Raw genomic sequence first — 15878 nt, 5'->3', positions numbered from 1 at the left:
GAATAAAAAGGATCTATAGCACGTCGAAGGGGATACGTTTTTCCCTTGTCATTTTTTTTGCCAGCATGGTAATAGCCGTAGTCATAGAAAGTCCCAGATCATTGCAAATGCGGTCAAATTCTTTTTTTAAGGATTCGTCCATTCGGACGCTGATTGTAGTTTGTGCCATCGTAAACACGCCCCTTTCTATATATATTTTTATACAATATCCATACAACATCAATACAATTAGTAAAAAGTGTATTTGATGATCATTTGAATAAGTATTTCAAGAATACGATGATTCAAGAAAAAGGGATATACCCATTGCTGCCGCAGCTGAATACAAAACCGTTGTATTTTTTACGTATATTTTCATCAATGAAACGCTTTAGGTTCATGAAGATATTAAAAAATTAATAGTGTTCCTCCTTGTATGCCGAATATTCTAATTAAATTTCATTTTTATGTTATAATATCTTATATGTATATTGATTATAACAAATTCGGTGCAGGGAGGAATGCAGGATGTTTGAATTGGTACAGGTCAACGAGAAGACCTATTACATCGAGAGTCCGGCGAAAATTGGCGTGTATGTTGCCGACGGGACGGATGTGTATTTGATTGACAGCGGCAACGACAAGGACGCGGGACGGAAGATCCGCAAGCTTCTCGACGAAAAGGGCTGGACGCTGAAGGGGATTTTGAATACTCATTCCAATGCCGACCACATCGGCGGCAACGATTATCTGCAGCGCCAGCGGAAATGCAAGGTCTTTGCCGGCGGTATTGAAACGGCGTTTACGAAGTATCCTATTTTGGAAACGTCCTTCTTGTACGGCGGTTACCCTTGCAAGGATTTGCGCCACAAGTTTTTGCTGGCGGCGGCCAGCGACGCCGTCGACTTTACCGACGCCGATTTCCCTAAGGACATAGAAGTAATTCCTCTGCCGGGCCATTTTTTCGACATGGTAGGCTTCCGCACGCCGGACAACACGGTCTTTCTGGCCGACTGCCTTAGCAGCATAGAAAACCTCGATAAATACGCCGTGTCCTTCATTTACGACGTAGCGGCCTATTTAAAGACCCTCGACGCCGTGGAGGCTATGGTGGGGGACGTCTTTGTGCCGTCTCACGCGGCGGCCGGCTCGAAGGAGGATATGCAGAAGCTCGTGCAGGCCAATCGGGACAAGATATATGAAATCAAGGCCTATCTCCTGTCGCTGTGCCAGGAACCGATGATATTTGAGCACATCCTGCAGAAGGTATTCGACCGGTATCAGCTGGTCATGACGATAGAGCAGTACGTCCTGGTAGGCAGCACGATTCGCTCGTATTTGTCGTGGCTCCGCGATACGGACGAGATGACCTATGCCTTTGAGGATCATTTGATGGTATGGAAAGCTGTATAATGTATATATGAGAGTAAGACGACAAGGCGCTTGCATAGGCAGGCGTCTTTTTTTTGTGGAACTATGACAGATAGGCAGGGTTTATTTGGGAAAAGTTTCACGTAAAATCTTGTTCATTATCCTGTGCACGAACACAACCATGAAAAAGGCTTATTGTAATTGGATAGCCCGTATATACTATGTAAGCGTCACATAGGTACGGCAGTTTTTATGATATAAATATATCATAAAATTAAAAATAAAATGAAAAGACTATTGCATTTTACTAACGAATGAGTATAATAAAGGTACAAACAAGGTTTACCAAGGTTTTACAGTATTCTTACATGACGAAGGGAAATGTATTGAAAGGACGGGATGACATATGCCAATGGATTCGGCAAATCAGGAAGTTTGGATTGGCGTCGACGTAGGGACGACAGGCGTGCGGGCTATCGCCTACACGGAAGAAGGGACGAACGTCTGCTCTTCCGAAGCGTTTTATCCGCTGTTAACGCCTCATCCGGACTGGGCGGAAGAAAGTCCGCTGCAAATTTATGAAGCTATCGAACAGGTCGTGCGCAAGACGGCAGACCAGCTCCGCTATAAGAACAAGGAGCTGGCAGGCGTAGCCCTGAGCACGGTCATGCACAGCTTCGCCGGCCTGGACGACATGAAGGAACCGCTCATGGACATGCAGACCTGGGCCGACAGCCGCAGCACGGGCATCGTGCGGGAAATGAAAAAGAATCCGGAGCTGTGCCGGTCCTTCTACGAACGGACAGGATGCCCCATTCACGCCTGCTATCCCCTGGCGAAGATCATCTGGCTGCGGGAAAACCAGCCGGAGCTGTTCAAGCAGATGAAATACGTCGGCTCCTTAAAGGATTATATTTTCTACAACATGACGGGTGAATGGGTCATCGACAAGTCAGCGGCCAGCACGAGCGGCATGTACAACGAGCATACGCTGGACTGGGACGATGAAATCCTGGCGTACGCCGGCGTGACGAAGGACTACATGCCTCCCGTCGTATCGACGACGTACAGCCATCCGCTGACGGACGAAGCGGCGGCGGCCATGCATCTGCCCAAGGGATTGCCCGTCGTTATCGGCGCGACGGACGGCGTATTGGTCAACGTCGGCATCGGCGCCGTCGAACCGGGCCAGCTCAGCGGCACCATCGGTACGAGCGGCGCGCTGCGCATGCTGACGAAGGAACCGATGACGGATCCGCAGATGCGCACGTGGTGCTACAACCTGACCGACGACATGTGGGTAGCCGGCGGCGCGATCAACAACGGCGGCATGATCCTCCGCTGGGTCCGCGACAAGATCTGCCATTACGGCGGCAGCGCCCTGGAAAACCTGGACATCGACCCGTACGACCTCATGACCATGAAGGCAGAACACGTCGACGCCGGCGCCGACGGCCTCATCTGCCTGCCGTACTTTACGGGCGAACGGGCTCCGTACTGGAATTCGGAGCTGCGGGGCATGTTCTTCGGATTCTCCCTCAACCACAGCCGGTCCCACATGATCCGGGCCGTCATGGAAGGCATCTGCTACAGCCTGAACAGCGTCATGCAGGCCTTGAAGGAATTCGGAGAGGTGAAGGATATCCGCGTCAGCGGCAGCTTTACGAAATCGAGATTGTGGATTCAAATCCTGTCGGATGTCCTCAATCAGCCCATTACCTTGCCGGACAACAGCGAAGGCGCGGCATTCGGCGCCGCCGTACTGGGCTTTATTTCCAACGGCAAGATGAAGAGCATCGCCGATACGGCTCACCTCGTCCATCCGCGCCGCATCTACACGCCGCAGGAGGAAAACCGCGAAGTATACGACGAATTGTACGACATTTTCGTCCGCTTGTATCATAACTTACAGACTGAATTTTCCGATATTACGGAATATCAGAAGAAAATATAAGGAAGCAGAGAGGAGATAGATGATTATGGAATTACGGGATATCGGCGTCGTAGGCATGGCTGTCATGGGCAGCAATCTGGCCCTCAATATGGCCGACCACGGCTTTGCCGTATCGGTATACAACTACACGCCGGATTTGACGGAAAAATTTGTAACGGAACGGCCTCACGACAACATTAAAGGCTACTACGACTTGAAGGAATTTATCGGCTCCCTGAAAAAGCCTCGCAAGATCATGCTCATGATCATGGCCGGCGCGCCTGTAGACAGCATGATTGAACAGCTTATTCCCATCCTCGATGCCGGCGACATCATCATCGACGGCGGCAACTCGTACTTCGGCGACACGCGCCGCCGCTGCGAACGCTGCAGCGAAGCAGGCATCCACTTCTACGGCATGGGCATTTCCGGCGGCGAAAACGGCGCCCGCCGCGGCCCGTCCATCATGCCCGGCGGCAACAAGGACACGTATCCGGAAATCCAGCCGGTCTACGAAGCCATCGCCGCCAAGGCTGCCGACGGCAAGCCGTGCTGCACCTACATCGGTGAAGACGGTGCAGGCCACTACGTCAAGATGGTCCACAACGGCATCGAATACGCCGACATGCAGCTCATTTCCGAAGCGTACCTGCTCCTGAAATACGTCGGCGGCTACGACAACGCCAAGATTTCGGAAATCTTCCATGAATGGAATCAGGGCGAGCTCAAGAGCTTCCTCATAGGCATTGCCGCCGATATCTTCGCAGAAGACGACGAAGCAGGCGGACAGGTCGTAGACTACATCGTCGACGCTGCCGGCCAGAAGGGCACAGGCCGCTGGACGAGCATCGAATCGATGAAGCAGGGCGTAGATATTTCCATGATTACGGCGGCCTGCAACGCCCGGGTCATGTCCAACCAGCCGGGCCGCAAGGTGGCGCAGGAAGTCATCCATAAGCCGGCTCTTACGAAGCAGGAAGGGGAGGCCTTTATCGAAGCCGTCCGTCAGAGCTTGTACACGGCGAAAATCGTCGCCTACGCCCAGGGCTTCTCGCTGTACCGCAGCGCCTCGGAAACGTACGGCTGGAACCTTGACTACGGCAGCATTGCGTCTATTTTCCGGGCCGGCTGCATCATTCAGGCCGAATTCCTGAACAAGATCACCGAAGCCTACGAAAAGAACCCGAATCTGGAAAACCTCATGTTCGACGAATTCTTCCTCGACAAGATCAACGCCAACCAGGCCAGCCTGCGCAAGATCGTCTGCCTGGCCGTCAGCGAAGGCATCCCCGTACCGGCCTATGCCAACGCCATGGAATACATCGACGCCTACAGCAGCCCCCGCGTCGGCGCCAACCTCATTCAGGCCCTGCGCGACTACTTCGGCGCTCATACCTTTAAGCGCGTAGATAAAGAAGGAACGTTCCATCATCAGTGGAAGGAACATTATACGAAATAATAGAAGGAGGTCATACTCATGCCGCTAGTCATACTTGCCATCGGTATTCTCGTACTGTTTTTCCTCATCGTCAGAGTCAAGCTGAACAGCTTCCTGGCCCTCCTGGTCGTTGCCGGTCTCGTCGGCCTGGCCGAAGGAATGCCTATCGACAAGCTGATCCCGACTATTGAAAAAGGCTTGGGCGGAACCCTCGGCGGCCTGGCTATCGTCGTTTCCTTCGGCGCTATGCTGGGCAAGCTCATGGCCGAAAGCGGCGGCGCACAGCGCATCGCCACGACGCTCATCAACGTCTTCGGCCGGGAAAAGGTAAAATGGGCCGTCTGCCTGACGGGCTTCATCGTCGGCATCGCCCTGTTCTATGAAATCGGCTTCGTCCTCTTGATTCCCCTTGTATTCACTATCGCTGCAGAAGCGAAGATTCCCCTTCTCGAAGTAGGCATCCCGATGGCTGCGGCCTTGTCGGTCACGCACGGCTTCCTGCCGCCCCATCCCGGCCCGACGGCTATCGCCATCATCTATAACGCCGATATCGGCACGACCCTCGTATACGGCGCGATTATCGCCATTCCGACGGCTATCGTCGCCGGCCCGCTGTATTACAATTTGACGAAGGATATTAACCCGGAAATTCCTAAGGGATTGTACAATCCTAAAATCTTTAAAGACGATGAAATGCCCGGATTCGGCGTTTCCGTTTTCACTGCTCTCGTGCCGGTCGTCCTCATGGCTGCATCAGCTATTGCGAAATTGGCTCTTCCAGAAGCTTCGGGAGCACGCCATATCCTGACCTTCCTCGGCCAGCCGGACATGGCCCTGACCATCGCTGTGGCCATCGCCATTTACACCTTCGGCCTGGGCCGCGGCAAGAAGATGGATGAAGTCATGAAAATCGTCCAGGACGCTGTCCTAGCTATCGCCATGATTCTCCTTATCGTCGGCGGCGGCGGTGCTCTCAAGCAGGTCCTCATCGACAGCGGCGTCGGTACCTATATCGGTGATTTGGTCGCCGGTGCAGATTTGTCCCCCTTAGTATTGGCTTGGCTCGTGGCTGCCGTTATCCGTACAGCCTGCGGCTCGGCTACTGTCGCTGCCTTGACGGCCGGCGGCATTGCCGCTCCGATTTGCGCGGCTACCGGGGCCAATCCCGAGCTGATGGTGCTGGCTACGGGCGCAGGCTCCCTCATCTTCAGCCCGCCTAACGACCCCGGCTTCTGGCTGTTTAAAGAATTCTTCGGCCTGACCGTCAAGGAAACGGTGCGTACCTGGTGCGCGCTGGAAACGATCATCGCCGTCATGGGCCTCCTCGGCGTACTTGTTATCGACGCATTTTTAGTATAAAATTAAATAGAGTCATAGAAATAATATGAAAATTTGCAAGGTAGGGGAGACGCGCCTATGGATGAAAAAGCAATCCAGCAATTTCCCGTGCTGCGCAGCGCATACGGCGGTCTGACGAAATCAGAGCGCCGTATTGCCGATTATATCGTCGCTGCGCCGGAAGAAATCATGGAGCAGACTATTTCCGACATTGCCAACGCTACGGAAAGCTCGGAAATTACAGTATCGCGTTTTTGTAAAAAGCTGGGGTTCAGCGGCCTGCAGGAATTGAAGCTGAACCTCATTGCCGGCATGTCGGCGGCAGAAAATAAAGAGTTTCACGACATCCGCAGCGGCGACCGCTGCTCTGTCGTAGCGTCCAAGATGTTTCAAAACATCAGCGACGGCCTGCAGGATACGCTGGCTTTGCTGGACTACGACGCCGTAGACGACGCGGCCCGTATCCTGCGCCGGGCCCGCCGCGTCGCCGTGTTCGGCTTCGGCAACTCGGCGACGGTGTGCCGGGATATCGCTACGCGCTACCTCCGCCTGGGTTTGGCCATTCAGGCCTATGCGGACTCGCACATGCAGGTTACGTCGGCAGCTCTCTTGTCGCCGGCCGATGCGGTCATCGCCGTCTCCCACAGCGGCGCGTCGCAGGAGCTGCTCCAGTCCGTGCAGGTGGCGAAGGACAGCGGCGCGTCTGTCGTCGTCATTACGAGTCATGCCAAATCACCGCTGGCAAAGCTGGCCGACGTGTGCCTGTGCGGCATGGGCCGCGAAGTCCGCTATTCCTCCGAAGCCGGCGCGTCGCGCCTCATTCACATGGCCATTGGCGACGTCCTGTACACGCGCATCGCCATGGCCGATGCCGAGCTGTTTCAGGACAACATGCAGAAAATGCGGCGGGAAATTACGAAAAAGAGAATATAAGTCATATCCTTCAGGGCCTTGTATGCGAAAAAAGTATATAACTTGCCAAAGAAATGACACACAATTGTAACATTTGTGCTGTATACTATATGTATCAACCAAAGGAAAACACTGGAATGGCAGCTAAAGGAGTGGTACAGATGATGAAGCGCATAAAGAATATTTTGAAGATGACGTTGATCACGACGTTGGTACTGACGACGTTCAGCGGAGCCGTTGCCGTTCAGGCTGCCGGCCCGAGACACGACCGGCCCGGCTGGGAACAGCGCGACGACCGGTATCGTGACCATGACCGCCGCGACAGAGATCGCCGCGATCATGACAAAGATTGGAAACGCGACCATAAGAGCAAAACTCAGGAAGACGCTGACGATGCCAACAAGAAGGCCAACTGGGCCTTGGGCGTAGCTGCTGTCGCAGCGATTATCGCCATCGCCAAATAACATGGCTCCCCAATAGGGGAGGATATGATCTCCCTTTTAATCTCATATAGTATAAAATACCCGCAGGCAGTGGTGATGATCTGTCTGCGGGTATTTTATCGCTGCTTTCGGCGGTGCCGATGGGGCGGCGCATATGGCTTGACCGTGGTTTTTATGATACAATGTTTTCATAGCTTTTAAGAGTGAGGAACAGCAGATGAAATTAATCGTAGGGAATGTCATGCCTGAAGAAACGCGCATGGCTATTATAGAAGACGGTCGTCTCCGCGATTTCGCCGTCGAGCGGAATGACGAGACGCACATTGGCAATCACATTTACAAGGGAACCATACAGAATATCCTGCCGGCCCTGCAGGCGGCCTTCGTCAACATCGGCCGCAAGAAAAACGCCTTTTTGTATTTAGGCGATTTATTTCCCCGGGCAGCGACGAAAGAGGAAATTCAGCAGACCCATATTTCTGTAGGCCAGAGCGTCCTCGTCCAGGTCATCAAGGAGGAACGGGGCAGCAAGGGGGCCAAGGTGACGGCCAACGTCAGCCTGGCCGGGAGATATGCCGTCCTCATGCCGACGGTCGACTACGTCGGCGTGTCGAAAAAGATACGGGACGAAGAGGAGCGGAACCGCCTGCGCGATATTACGGCGAAAATCAAGCCGGCCGGCATGGGCCTGATCATCCGCACCGTCGCCAAGGGCGTGTCGGAAGAGGCGCTGCTGGCCGATATCCGCTATCTGCTGCGGACGTGGGACAGCGTGCAGCAGCGGTATAAGCTGGCGAAAAAGCCCAAGCTCCTGTACCGTGAGGCCGACTTAGTCATGCGGATGATACGGGATCACTTCACGGCCGACGTAAAGAAAATCGTCGTCGACGACAAGGATGCCTACGACCGCATCTGCCAAATCGTGACGGACGACCAGTGGCGCAGCCGCGTCGAGTGGTATCAGGGCGACCAGCCCATTTTTGAATGCTATAATTTAGAAGACGAGCTGCGGCACCTTATGGCCCGCGAAGTTGCGCTGCCGTCGGGAGGCACGCTGGTCTTTGACCATACGGAGGCGCTGACGGTCATCGACGTCAACAGCGGCAAGTACACGGGTAACGGCACTCTGCAGGACACGATATTTCACGTCAATAAGGAAGCAGCCGTGGAAATCGCCCGGCAGCTGCGGCTCCGCGATATCGGCGGCATCATCATCATCGATTTCATCGACATGGCCCAGCCCGTGCGGCGCGATGAAATTCTGCAGATACTGGAGCGGGAAATGGCTCAGGACTGTACAAAGACCCATGTCCTGGGCATGACGGCCCTGAATTTGGTGGAAATTACCCGCAAGAAGGCCCGGCAGGGCTTGTATCAGGTACAGTTCAGTCCCTGCGATATCTGTGGCGGTTCGGGGTATTTGTATTCGCCTGAATCAGTGGCGATCCAGATTATCCGCCGCCTGCGCCATATGGTTCACGTGCGCCATATAAAGGGCGACCTGCTCATCTGCGCCCATGCCGACGTGTTAGCTGTCTTAAAAGATAAAAAGCGGCGGGATGAACTAGAGCGGGAGCTGTCCCGGACGCTTCACTTCGAAGCGTCGGATCATCCGAACCGGGAAGTATTTTCGATTTTGTCGTATCATGAATAAATGAAAAATAGCTCGACACTATGATGTGCCGGGCTATTTTTTTTGCTCGTCCGTATGTTACTGGAGATAGAATGTCATGGTGACTGTTTCGCTTAAGGTGTTCGTGCCTGCTTCGACGGGGGCGTAGTCGGCGGCTTTTGCAGACATGCGCAGCGCCGCGCCGGCGTATCCGTTTTCATAGGACGGCGAGCGGCCGGAAATGCTGATTTCCTTCACCTTGCCGAGGGACATGCCTGCGGCCTGGGCGGCGGCTTCGGCCTGCCGTCTGCCGTTGATGATGGCTTGCTTGACCAGGTTGTCCTTAATCTGTTCGGTCTTTTCGTTGGTGAAGCGGATGCCTTGAATAGAGTTGGCGTTCAGGTTGGCCGCCTTGGCGATGATGCGGGGAATCATGTCGAGGTCGGACACTTTAATTTGCAGATTATTCGTTACGGTGTACGATACGATCTTGCGGCTCTTGCTGTCGTAGTTCGGCGACATGTAGAAGCCCATGGTCTTGAGGTTTTCCGGGGCGATGCCCATAGATTTCATGGCCGCCGTGACCTGGCTCATGACTTCGTTGTTCTGCGTGCGGGCCTGCTGAGCGTCTTCTCCTGTCGTTTCCATGCCGATGGTGACGTAGGCCGTGTCGGGAGCGACTTCCTGCTGGGCGTAGCCCGTGACGTGGATGACCGACGGTTCGGGAGCAGCGGCATAGGACGGGGACATAAAGGCCGTGGAACCGATGAGCAGGGCGGCGACGGCCAAGGCTTTGACGGGATAATATTTCATGATAGGACCTCCTTTTAGCGCAATGTATCTTATTGGTAGGCCTATTATAGCATTTCGCCGGAAGTCCCTCAATACGAAGGAGAGGACTGTGCAGAAACTGTAACAATTATGTCATAATTATGTCAGATAGTTGTGTTTTGTTTATTTTTGCCGCCGGCTGCGGAAGAAATCGCGCATGATGGCGGCGCATTCGTCGGCCCGGACGCCGGCCGTCACTTCGACGCGGTGGTTCAGGGCCGGATTGTCGACGATTTGAAACAGTGAACGGACGGCGCCGCCCTTTGGATCGTCGCAGCCGTAGACGACGCGGTCGAGGCGGCTGTTGACGATGGCGCCGGCGCACATGGGGCAGGGCTCGACGGTGACGTAGAGGGTGCAGCCCGTGAGCCGCCAGCGGCCCAGAGCCCGGCAAGCTTTTTCGATGGCCAGGAGCTCGGCGTGGGCCGTGGCGCAGGGCAGGGTTTCGCGCAGGTTGTAGGCCCGGGCAATGGCCTTCTTTTGATAAATGACGACGGCGCCTACGGGGATTTCCCCGACGGCGGCGGCGATTTTCGCTTCTTCTATGGCTTTGCCCATGTAAAATTCGTCTTTTGTCATGACGTGTCTTGATTCTCCCTATATAATATAGTATGGTAAGGTATGTATTGTATTATTTTACTAAATCGAGGTGTCATATGCAATCTATTTGGTGGCAGGTTTTTGATATATTGGGAACGTCGGCCTTCGCCTTGTCGGGGGCGCTGGTGGCGATTTCCCGGCGCATGGATTTATTCGGTATTTTTGTCCTGGCGGCTGCGACGGCTGTCGGCGGAGGGATTGTCCGCGACCTGATGCTGGGTCATACGCCGCCGTCGGCGTTCCGCACGACGCTGTACGTCTGGATTATCGCCCTTTCCATCGTCGCCGTCGTCTTATTTATCCGCTACGTCAACGTGTCGTCTCGCCAGCGTCTGGTTCATCAAATGGAATCGGTCTATCTCGTCTGCGATGCCATCGGCCTGGGTTCCTTTACCGTCACGGGGACGCTCATGGGATTTTATTATTATCCCCAGTACTGGGTGCTGAACGTCACTCTCGGCGTGCTGACCGCCGTAGGCGGAGGCGTCGTCCGCGACGTGCTGGCCGGGCAGATACCGGGCGTATTGAAAAAGGAAATTTATGCGACGGCGGCCTTGGCCGGGGCGTGCATATTGCTTTCCGTCCACATCTATTGGGGCTTCACCATATACGCCGCGTCGACCTTGAGCTTTGCCTTTACGGTCTGCCTGCGGCTAGTTGCAGTGCGCCTTCACTGGAACTTGCCCCGCGTGCGCAGGACAACGAAGAGTTCCATTTTTTAACGGAGTTTGCTATAATCATTACAATGATTTTATTATATTTGATAGGAAGTGGTAGTTTTGAAGGGTTGGCAAAAAGCCATAGGCGCCGCCGTCTTGTCCATGCTCATGAGCGTCGGGCCGACGGCGATGGCGCGGACGATTTTATATGTGCCTCAGGATAATCGTCCCGTCGATCTGGCGTATACGGTCAACACGGCGGAAGACGCGGGATATACAGTTCTTACGCCGCCGGAGCAATATTTGTCCGGGTCTAATTTTCAAGGCTCGCCGGACCGGCTCCTGCGCTGGGTCAACGAGAACGCCGGCCTGGCCGACGCGATGGTCTTATCTATTGATTCTCTGGTATATGGCGGTCTCGTCGATTCGCGGAAGCATAATTTCGACATGGAAACCCTTGTCGAACGGCTGGAAAAGGTGGAAAACCTGCATAAGCTTCATAAAAACGTACCTATTTACGCTTTCAGTACCGTTATGCGCAGCCCCTGGGCCGGCGGCAAGGGCGTAGAGCCTGATTATTACCTGAAAATGGGGACGGATATGTATCAGCTGGCGGCCCTGCAGGCTAAGATGGACGTAGATAACCTGACGCCCCAGGAGCGGAGCAGCTGGTTTGCCGTCATGCGCCGTATTCCTTTGGAATATTTGCAGGACTGGTACAATCGCCGGCAGAAGAATATGATGATTAATTACCGTCTCATTCAGGATGCCAAGAAGGGGATTTTCAAATATTACAGCCTGGGCCATGATGATAATTCCGTCAATACCCAGTCGTCCCTCGAATCGAAGTATTTGGAAATGGCCGGCGCCGACGTGCCCAAGACGTCCTTCGGCTCTTTCCCCGGTGCGGACCAGCTGGGGCTGCTGCTTATCACGCGGGCAAACAATGATTTTACGAACTATCATCCCAAGGTCACGGTGATTTATCCCCTGGGCGGCGGAGAGAAGACCGTTCCGAGCTACGACGGACAGGCTATCGGCAAGACGATTGCCGCTCATATCGAGGCGATTGGCGGTACCGTAACTGAAACGGAACGGCCCGATTTGCTGCTGGCGGTGAATACGCCCCTTACGTCGTCGACCAGCGAATCGGGAAATTTTGAAAACTTTCCCATCATGCTGCAGTCGACGCGGGAATTTCTGACGCAGATAGAAACGGCCGTCAAGGCCGGTATTCCCGTCAGCCTCGTCGACATGGCCTTTTCCAACGGATCGGACAATACCCTCGTATACGGCTTGTATCAGGACAAGATGATGTACCGCCTGGCGGCGTACAACGGCTGGAATACGGCCAGCAATTCCGTCGGCTACGGCTTGTCCCAGGGCGTCCTGTCGCGGTATATGACGCCGGAGGCCCACCGCGACATGCTGACGACGCAGTATCTGGACAACTGGGCCTATCAGGCCAACGTGCGCGACTATATTTCCCGCATGGATCAGAAGCTGGAAGCCGGCACGGTGAAGCGCTATTATCCGACGGTCATGAGAGAGCTCCAGAGCCTGACAAAAGAACAGCTACAGCGCTATGCCGGCACGTATTTGGGCGTCGACCCGCGGACAGTCGACGTGACCTTGCCGTGGAACCGCTTGTTTGAAGTATACGTGGACGTCCACGATAAGCCCGACGTCGATTTGGAATGGCGGGAACGGCAGAATTTGAAGCAGAAAGAGCTGGATCGTCTGGAAAAAATCCTGAACGATGCTAAGAAAGCCTTGGAGGATGCTAAGAAGGCCGCTAAGGGCGGCAAGGTAGACCCGGCCCTGGAAAAACGGCTGAAAGAGGCTGAAGCTGACGCGAAAGCCGCCTATGAGGCGGAAAAGCAGGCCCAGGAGCTGAATGCCAAGGAAGAGGCGGCTCAGAAAAACCGCACGTGGGCTCCTAAGTAATCGAAAGGGGAGGGCGCGGCGAGCCGCATTGTGCCGACAATGACATCGTGCTGTAACAAAATTGTAACAATTATTAGCTATACTATTCATATACCAAAGACATTTGAATAAAGGGAGCTGATATACGATGAAATTAAAAGATTCGCTGCGCAAAAAGATTATAGCTTCTGTTATGACCGGCGTCATGGCCGTCGTCGTAGCCGCGCCGTATTCTATGGTTTCGGCTGCCGATATGACTCATGGAAGACTGCCTGTCAAGGCTGTTCAAAAGGACGGGCCTAAGCATGATAACGACGTGCGGAAGCCGGGAGATCGTAAGGACGTGCGTAAGGACGTTCGGAAGGATGTCAAAAAAGACCGCAAGGCCGATAAAAAAGACATAAAGAAAGAATTGAAGAAGGATGCAAAGAAGCCCGGTGTTATGAAGAAGCAGCCGCCTAAGAGGGGCGACGTCAGGAACGGTAAGGATACGGCCAGGCACGACCAGAAAGGCCATGGCGATAAAAAAGATGCGCCGCGCCGCGGACGGGCTTAATGGAAATCAGACGGGCGACGGGAGAAATATACTCCCTGCGCAGCTAAGTATATGAAAACACAGAAAGCGTAAAGGAGCTGAATCATATGAAAACGACAACATGGCGTAAGAAATTGGCATCTTTTGCATTAGTAGGCGCTGCTGCCGCCGTCATGACGGTTATGCCGAACAGCCAGGCTTCGGCTGCCGACATGCGTCCCGGCCCGCCTCCGCCGCCGCACCGCATCGGTATGGCCGGACCGGGGTTCCACAGCACTTTTGATTTTTCGCATCGCGTGCAGGCTATGGTACGGGACGGCAAGATTACGCAGGACCAGGCTTTTAAGCTGTATGACGAAATGAAACGGTTTGAACGGAAAGGGCAGCGGGACCATCGGCGGTTCATGCATAAGCTTCCCGAAAGGACAGGCATTTCTGAAGATACGCTGAAGGAATTGTTTGCGCCGCCCAAGAGAGATAAGACGTTTAAAGACGGCAAAAAGCATCGTCCGGCGCCGCCTCATCGCCGCGGAGACCGCCGGTAGGCTCATGGCATGGCTATGCAGCGTCTGAACGATGGCTCCGGACCATTGGCAATACAGCCGTAATGCTGTATAATACTGCCTATGGAACATAACAATAAGTATTCAGAAAAAAACAAAGAACATAAGGAAACGCAGGAAGTACGCAATACAGCTCCGGGCCGCCGAAAACGGCGCGCCGCAGGGGCTGTTCTTTGCGCGCTTCTTTTGTCTGCGGCCTTCGTGGCGGCGGCTTATGGTGCGCCGAATCTTTTCCTGCCGGAAAAACGAGGCTACGTCCATGTTCGCAGCGACATGACGGCGTCGGAAGTAGCCGATATGCTCTGTGAACAGGGTTATATTGCCAGCCCGCTCCTGTTCCGCACGGCAGCCGTAGCTACGGGTCAGGCCGGCGATATCAAGGAAGGCGAGTACGTTATCGACACGTCTATGAGCGTTCACTCTATTTTGGAAAAGCTGACCAGCGGCAAGTCGGAAGCCCTGCGCCTGGTTATTCCCGAGGGCTACACGGTGTGGCGCATCGCCAAGGAAGTGGCGGCTATGGGAAAAATTTCCGAAAAGGATTTTCTGGCGGCGGCCAAAAAGGAAGAATATCTCTATCCGTATATGAAGAGCCATCGCGAAGTAACCTTTCCGACAGAGGGCTTTCTCTTTCCCGATACGTACTTTATTCCCCTGAACGCGACGGCTGACGACATCGTCAAGATGATGCTGAAAAACTTCGACGACCATCTGACGGAGGAAATGAAGAAGGGCATCGATGAGGAAAATCTGTCTATTTACCAGTTTGTCACCTTGGCATCGCTCATTGAAAAGGAAGCGAAGTACGAAAAGGACCGGCCCCTCATCGCCTCGGTATTCCTCAACCGCCTGGACAAGCACATGAAGCTCCAGTCCGACGCCAGCATTTCCTATGCCATGGGGACCCATAAGGCGGCGTACAGCATCGCCGAGACGCGCTACGATTCGCCTTATAATACGTACATGTACGAAGGCCTGCCGCCGGGACCGATCGGCAATCCCGGCATGGACTGCATGAACGCCGTCCTGAAAGCGCCTCATACGTCGTATTTGTATTTTGTAGCTGATGAGGACGGCCACAATTACTTTGCCGCGACGTACGAAGAGCACATGAAAAACGTAGAGGAGCATATGCCATGACGGAACTGTGGGATGAGATGAAGGCTTACGCTAAAATCCATCAGGTTCCGATCTTGCGAGACGCCGAGCTGCCCTTATTCCGCGGCCTGGTGACGGCGGCGAACCCGTCGTCGGTCTTGGAAATCGGCGCGGCTATCGGTTACTCGACCTTGCAGATAGCCTCGTGCCTGGCAGCGGAAAGCCGCATTACGACGATCGAAATCGACGCAGAACGCATTGCCGCGGCCCGGGATTTTATCGGTCGCTCGCCCTATGGAGCGATGATATGCCTTCTCGAAGGCGACGGCACGGCCCTCCTCGACGAGCTGGACGAGACGTGGGATTTTGTCTTCCTCGACGGCCCGAAGGGCCAGTATTCGCGGCAGCTGGCAAAAATCATGCCCAAGCTGCGGCCCGGCGCCGTCGTCGTAGCCGACAATATAAGCTACCATGATATGTTTTATATCGAAGGGACAGTGCCCCATAAGCACCGCACGGCCGTAGGCCGTCTGCGCGAATTCTTGGACATGATCTATGACGACGACCGGTTTGAATCGGTGTTTTTTGAAAACGGAGACGGTATGACCGTTTCCCGATGGAAAGGATAATACACATGCAG

16 protein-coding genes are annotated in these 15878 nt (G+C 54.2%); 13 read left to right on the top strand and 3 right to left on the bottom strand.

What is annotated here, in order from left to right; translation table 11 throughout:
* Positions 1 to 13: 13 nt before the first annotated feature.
* Positions 14 to 169 carry a type II toxin-antitoxin system RelB/DinJ family antitoxin gene (locus E0L13_RS01575; RefSeq protein ID WP_168059794.1) on the bottom strand — a complete coding sequence of 52 codons (156 nt, stop codon included), beginning with the start codon at positions 167 to 169 and terminating at the stop codon, positions 14 to 16.
* 338 nt (positions 170 to 507) lie between these two features.
* Here E0L13_RS01575 and E0L13_RS01570 point away from each other — a divergent pair, with 338 nt between their 5' ends.
* The 7 genes from E0L13_RS01570 to E0L13_RS01540 all read left to right on the top strand — a co-directional run bounded on the left by E0L13_RS01570 (position 508) and on the right by E0L13_RS01540 (position 9068).
* Positions 508 to 1392 (top strand): MBL fold metallo-hydrolase, encoded by an 885-nt coding sequence (locus E0L13_RS01570; protein ID WP_168059792.1) that lies wholly within the window; start codon positions 508 to 510, stop codon positions 1390 to 1392.
* Between the two features lie 364 nt (positions 1393 to 1756).
* Positions 1757 to 3304, top strand: a complete 1548-nt coding sequence (locus E0L13_RS01565) for a gluconokinase (protein WP_168059790.1) — start codon at positions 1757 to 1759, stop codon at positions 3302 to 3304.
* Positions 3305 to 3329: 25 nt separating this feature from the next.
* A complete protein-coding gene (gene gnd, locus E0L13_RS01560) occupies positions 3330 to 4742 on the top strand; it encodes a decarboxylating NADP(+)-dependent phosphogluconate dehydrogenase (RefSeq protein WP_168059788.1) in 1413 nt (470 codons plus the stop codon).
* A gap of 18 nt (positions 4743 to 4760) precedes the next feature.
* Complete coding sequence (locus E0L13_RS01555) at positions 4761 to 6080, top strand: gluconate:H+ symporter (RefSeq protein ID WP_087477329.1); 1320 nt, start codon at positions 4761 to 4763, stop codon at positions 6078 to 6080.
* 57 nt (positions 6081 to 6137) lie between these two features.
* Entirely contained in the window at positions 6138 to 6992 is an 855-nt protein-coding gene (locus E0L13_RS01550; RefSeq protein ID WP_095628705.1) for a MurR/RpiR family transcriptional regulator, read from the top strand.
* A gap of 140 nt (positions 6993 to 7132) precedes the next feature.
* Complete coding sequence (locus tag E0L13_RS01545; RefSeq protein WP_233127845.1) at positions 7133 to 7435, top strand: hypothetical protein; 303 nt, start codon at positions 7133 to 7135, stop codon at positions 7433 to 7435.
* Between the two features lie 196 nt (positions 7436 to 7631).
* The gene (locus E0L13_RS01540; protein ID WP_168059786.1) at positions 7632 to 9068 is read left to right on the top strand and encodes an Rne/Rng family ribonuclease; all 1437 of its coding nucleotides are present in this window, start codon (positions 7632 to 7634) and stop codon (positions 9066 to 9068) included.
* A gap of 57 nt (positions 9069 to 9125) precedes the next feature.
* Here E0L13_RS01540 and E0L13_RS01535 read toward each other — a convergent pair whose 3' ends face one another.
* Entirely contained in the window at positions 9126 to 9839 is a 714-nt protein-coding gene (locus E0L13_RS01535) for an SIMPL domain-containing protein (protein ID WP_087477332.1), read from the bottom strand.
* Positions 9840 to 9980: 141 nt separating this feature from the next.
* Positions 9981 to 10436, bottom strand: coding sequence for a tRNA adenosine(34) deaminase TadA (gene tadA / locus E0L13_RS01530; protein ID WP_168059784.1), 456 nt, complete (start codon positions 10434 to 10436; stop codon positions 9981 to 9983).
* 77 nt (positions 10437 to 10513) lie between these two features.
* On the opposite strand from tadA, the gene E0L13_RS01525 reads away from it, so the two are divergent.
* The 6 genes from E0L13_RS01525 (at position 10514) to E0L13_RS01500 (ending at position 15867) form a co-directional block, all read left to right on the top strand.
* Positions 10514 to 11179 (top strand): trimeric intracellular cation channel family protein, encoded by a 666-nt coding sequence (locus E0L13_RS01525; RefSeq protein ID WP_095628709.1) that lies wholly within the window; start codon positions 10514 to 10516, stop codon positions 11177 to 11179.
* Between the two features lie 57 nt (positions 11180 to 11236).
* Complete coding sequence (locus E0L13_RS01520; RefSeq protein WP_168059782.1) at positions 11237 to 13063, top strand: DUF4127 family protein; 1827 nt, start codon at positions 11237 to 11239, stop codon at positions 13061 to 13063.
* A gap of 127 nt (positions 13064 to 13190) precedes the next feature.
* Positions 13191 to 13598 carry a hypothetical protein gene (locus tag E0L13_RS01515; protein WP_168059780.1) on the top strand — a complete coding sequence of 136 codons (408 nt, stop codon included), beginning with the start codon at positions 13191 to 13193 and terminating at the stop codon, positions 13596 to 13598.
* Between the two features lie 86 nt (positions 13599 to 13684).
* Positions 13685 to 14122, top strand: a complete 438-nt coding sequence (locus tag E0L13_RS01510) for a hypothetical protein (RefSeq protein ID WP_168059778.1) — start codon at positions 13685 to 13687, stop codon at positions 14120 to 14122.
* Between the two features lie 81 nt (positions 14123 to 14203).
* Positions 14204 to 15280, top strand: coding sequence for an endolytic transglycosylase MltG (mltG, locus tag E0L13_RS01505; protein ID WP_168059776.1), 1077 nt, complete (start codon positions 14204 to 14206; stop codon positions 15278 to 15280).
* The gene (locus E0L13_RS01500) at positions 15277 to 15867 is read left to right on the top strand and encodes an O-methyltransferase (protein ID WP_168059774.1); all 591 of its coding nucleotides are present in this window, start codon (positions 15277 to 15279) and stop codon (positions 15865 to 15867) included. Before mltG ends, E0L13_RS01500 begins: the two co-directional genes overlap by 4 nt.
* The last annotated feature ends 11 nt before the right edge of the window (positions 15868 to 15878 follow it).

Source organism: Megasphaera sp. SW808 (assembly GCF_012027795.1).
GTDB classification, from domain to species: domain Bacteria; phylum Bacillota; class Negativicutes; order Veillonellales; family Megasphaeraceae; genus Megasphaera; species Megasphaera stantonii.
Note: the sequence above shows the minus strand (reverse complement) of the source record. Positions and strands in the feature narration are given on the sequence as shown.

Coding starts and splice junctions, on each gene's coding strand:
- E0L13_RS01575 (WP_168059794.1), bottom strand. CDS start 169: ATGGCACAAACTACAATCAGCGTCCGAATGGACGAATCCTTAAAAAAA.
- E0L13_RS01570 (WP_168059792.1), top strand. CDS start 508: ATGTTTGAATTGGTACAGGTCAACGAGAAGACCTATTACATCGAGAGT.
- E0L13_RS01565 (WP_168059790.1), top strand. CDS start 1,757: ATGCCAATGGATTCGGCAAATCAGGAAGTTTGGATTGGCGTCGACGTA.
- gnd (WP_168059788.1), top strand. CDS start 3,330: ATGGAATTACGGGATATCGGCGTCGTAGGCATGGCTGTCATGGGCAGC.
- E0L13_RS01555 (WP_087477329.1), top strand. CDS start 4,761: ATGCCGCTAGTCATACTTGCCATCGGTATTCTCGTACTGTTTTTCCTC.
- E0L13_RS01550 (WP_095628705.1), top strand. CDS start 6,138: ATGGATGAAAAAGCAATCCAGCAATTTCCCGTGCTGCGCAGCGCATAC.
- E0L13_RS01545 (WP_233127845.1), top strand. CDS start 7,133: ATGATGAAGCGCATAAAGAATATTTTGAAGATGACGTTGATCACGACG.
- E0L13_RS01540 (WP_168059786.1), top strand. CDS start 7,632: ATGAAATTAATCGTAGGGAATGTCATGCCTGAAGAAACGCGCATGGCT.
- E0L13_RS01535 (WP_087477332.1), bottom strand. CDS start 9,839: ATGAAATATTATCCCGTCAAAGCCTTGGCCGTCGCCGCCCTGCTCATC.
- tadA (WP_168059784.1), bottom strand. CDS start 10,436: ATGACAAAAGACGAATTTTACATGGGCAAAGCCATAGAAGAAGCGAAA.
- E0L13_RS01525 (WP_095628709.1), top strand. CDS start 10,514: ATGCAATCTATTTGGTGGCAGGTTTTTGATATATTGGGAACGTCGGCC.
- E0L13_RS01515 (WP_168059780.1), top strand. CDS start 13,191: ATGAAATTAAAAGATTCGCTGCGCAAAAAGATTATAGCTTCTGTTATG.
- E0L13_RS01510 (WP_168059778.1), top strand. CDS start 13,685: ATGAAAACGACAACATGGCGTAAGAAATTGGCATCTTTTGCATTAGTA.
- mltG (WP_168059776.1), top strand. CDS start 14,204: ATGGAACATAACAATAAGTATTCAGAAAAAAACAAAGAACATAAGGAA.
- E0L13_RS01500 (WP_168059774.1), top strand. CDS start 15,277: ATGACGGAACTGTGGGATGAGATGAAGGCTTACGCTAAAATCCATCAG.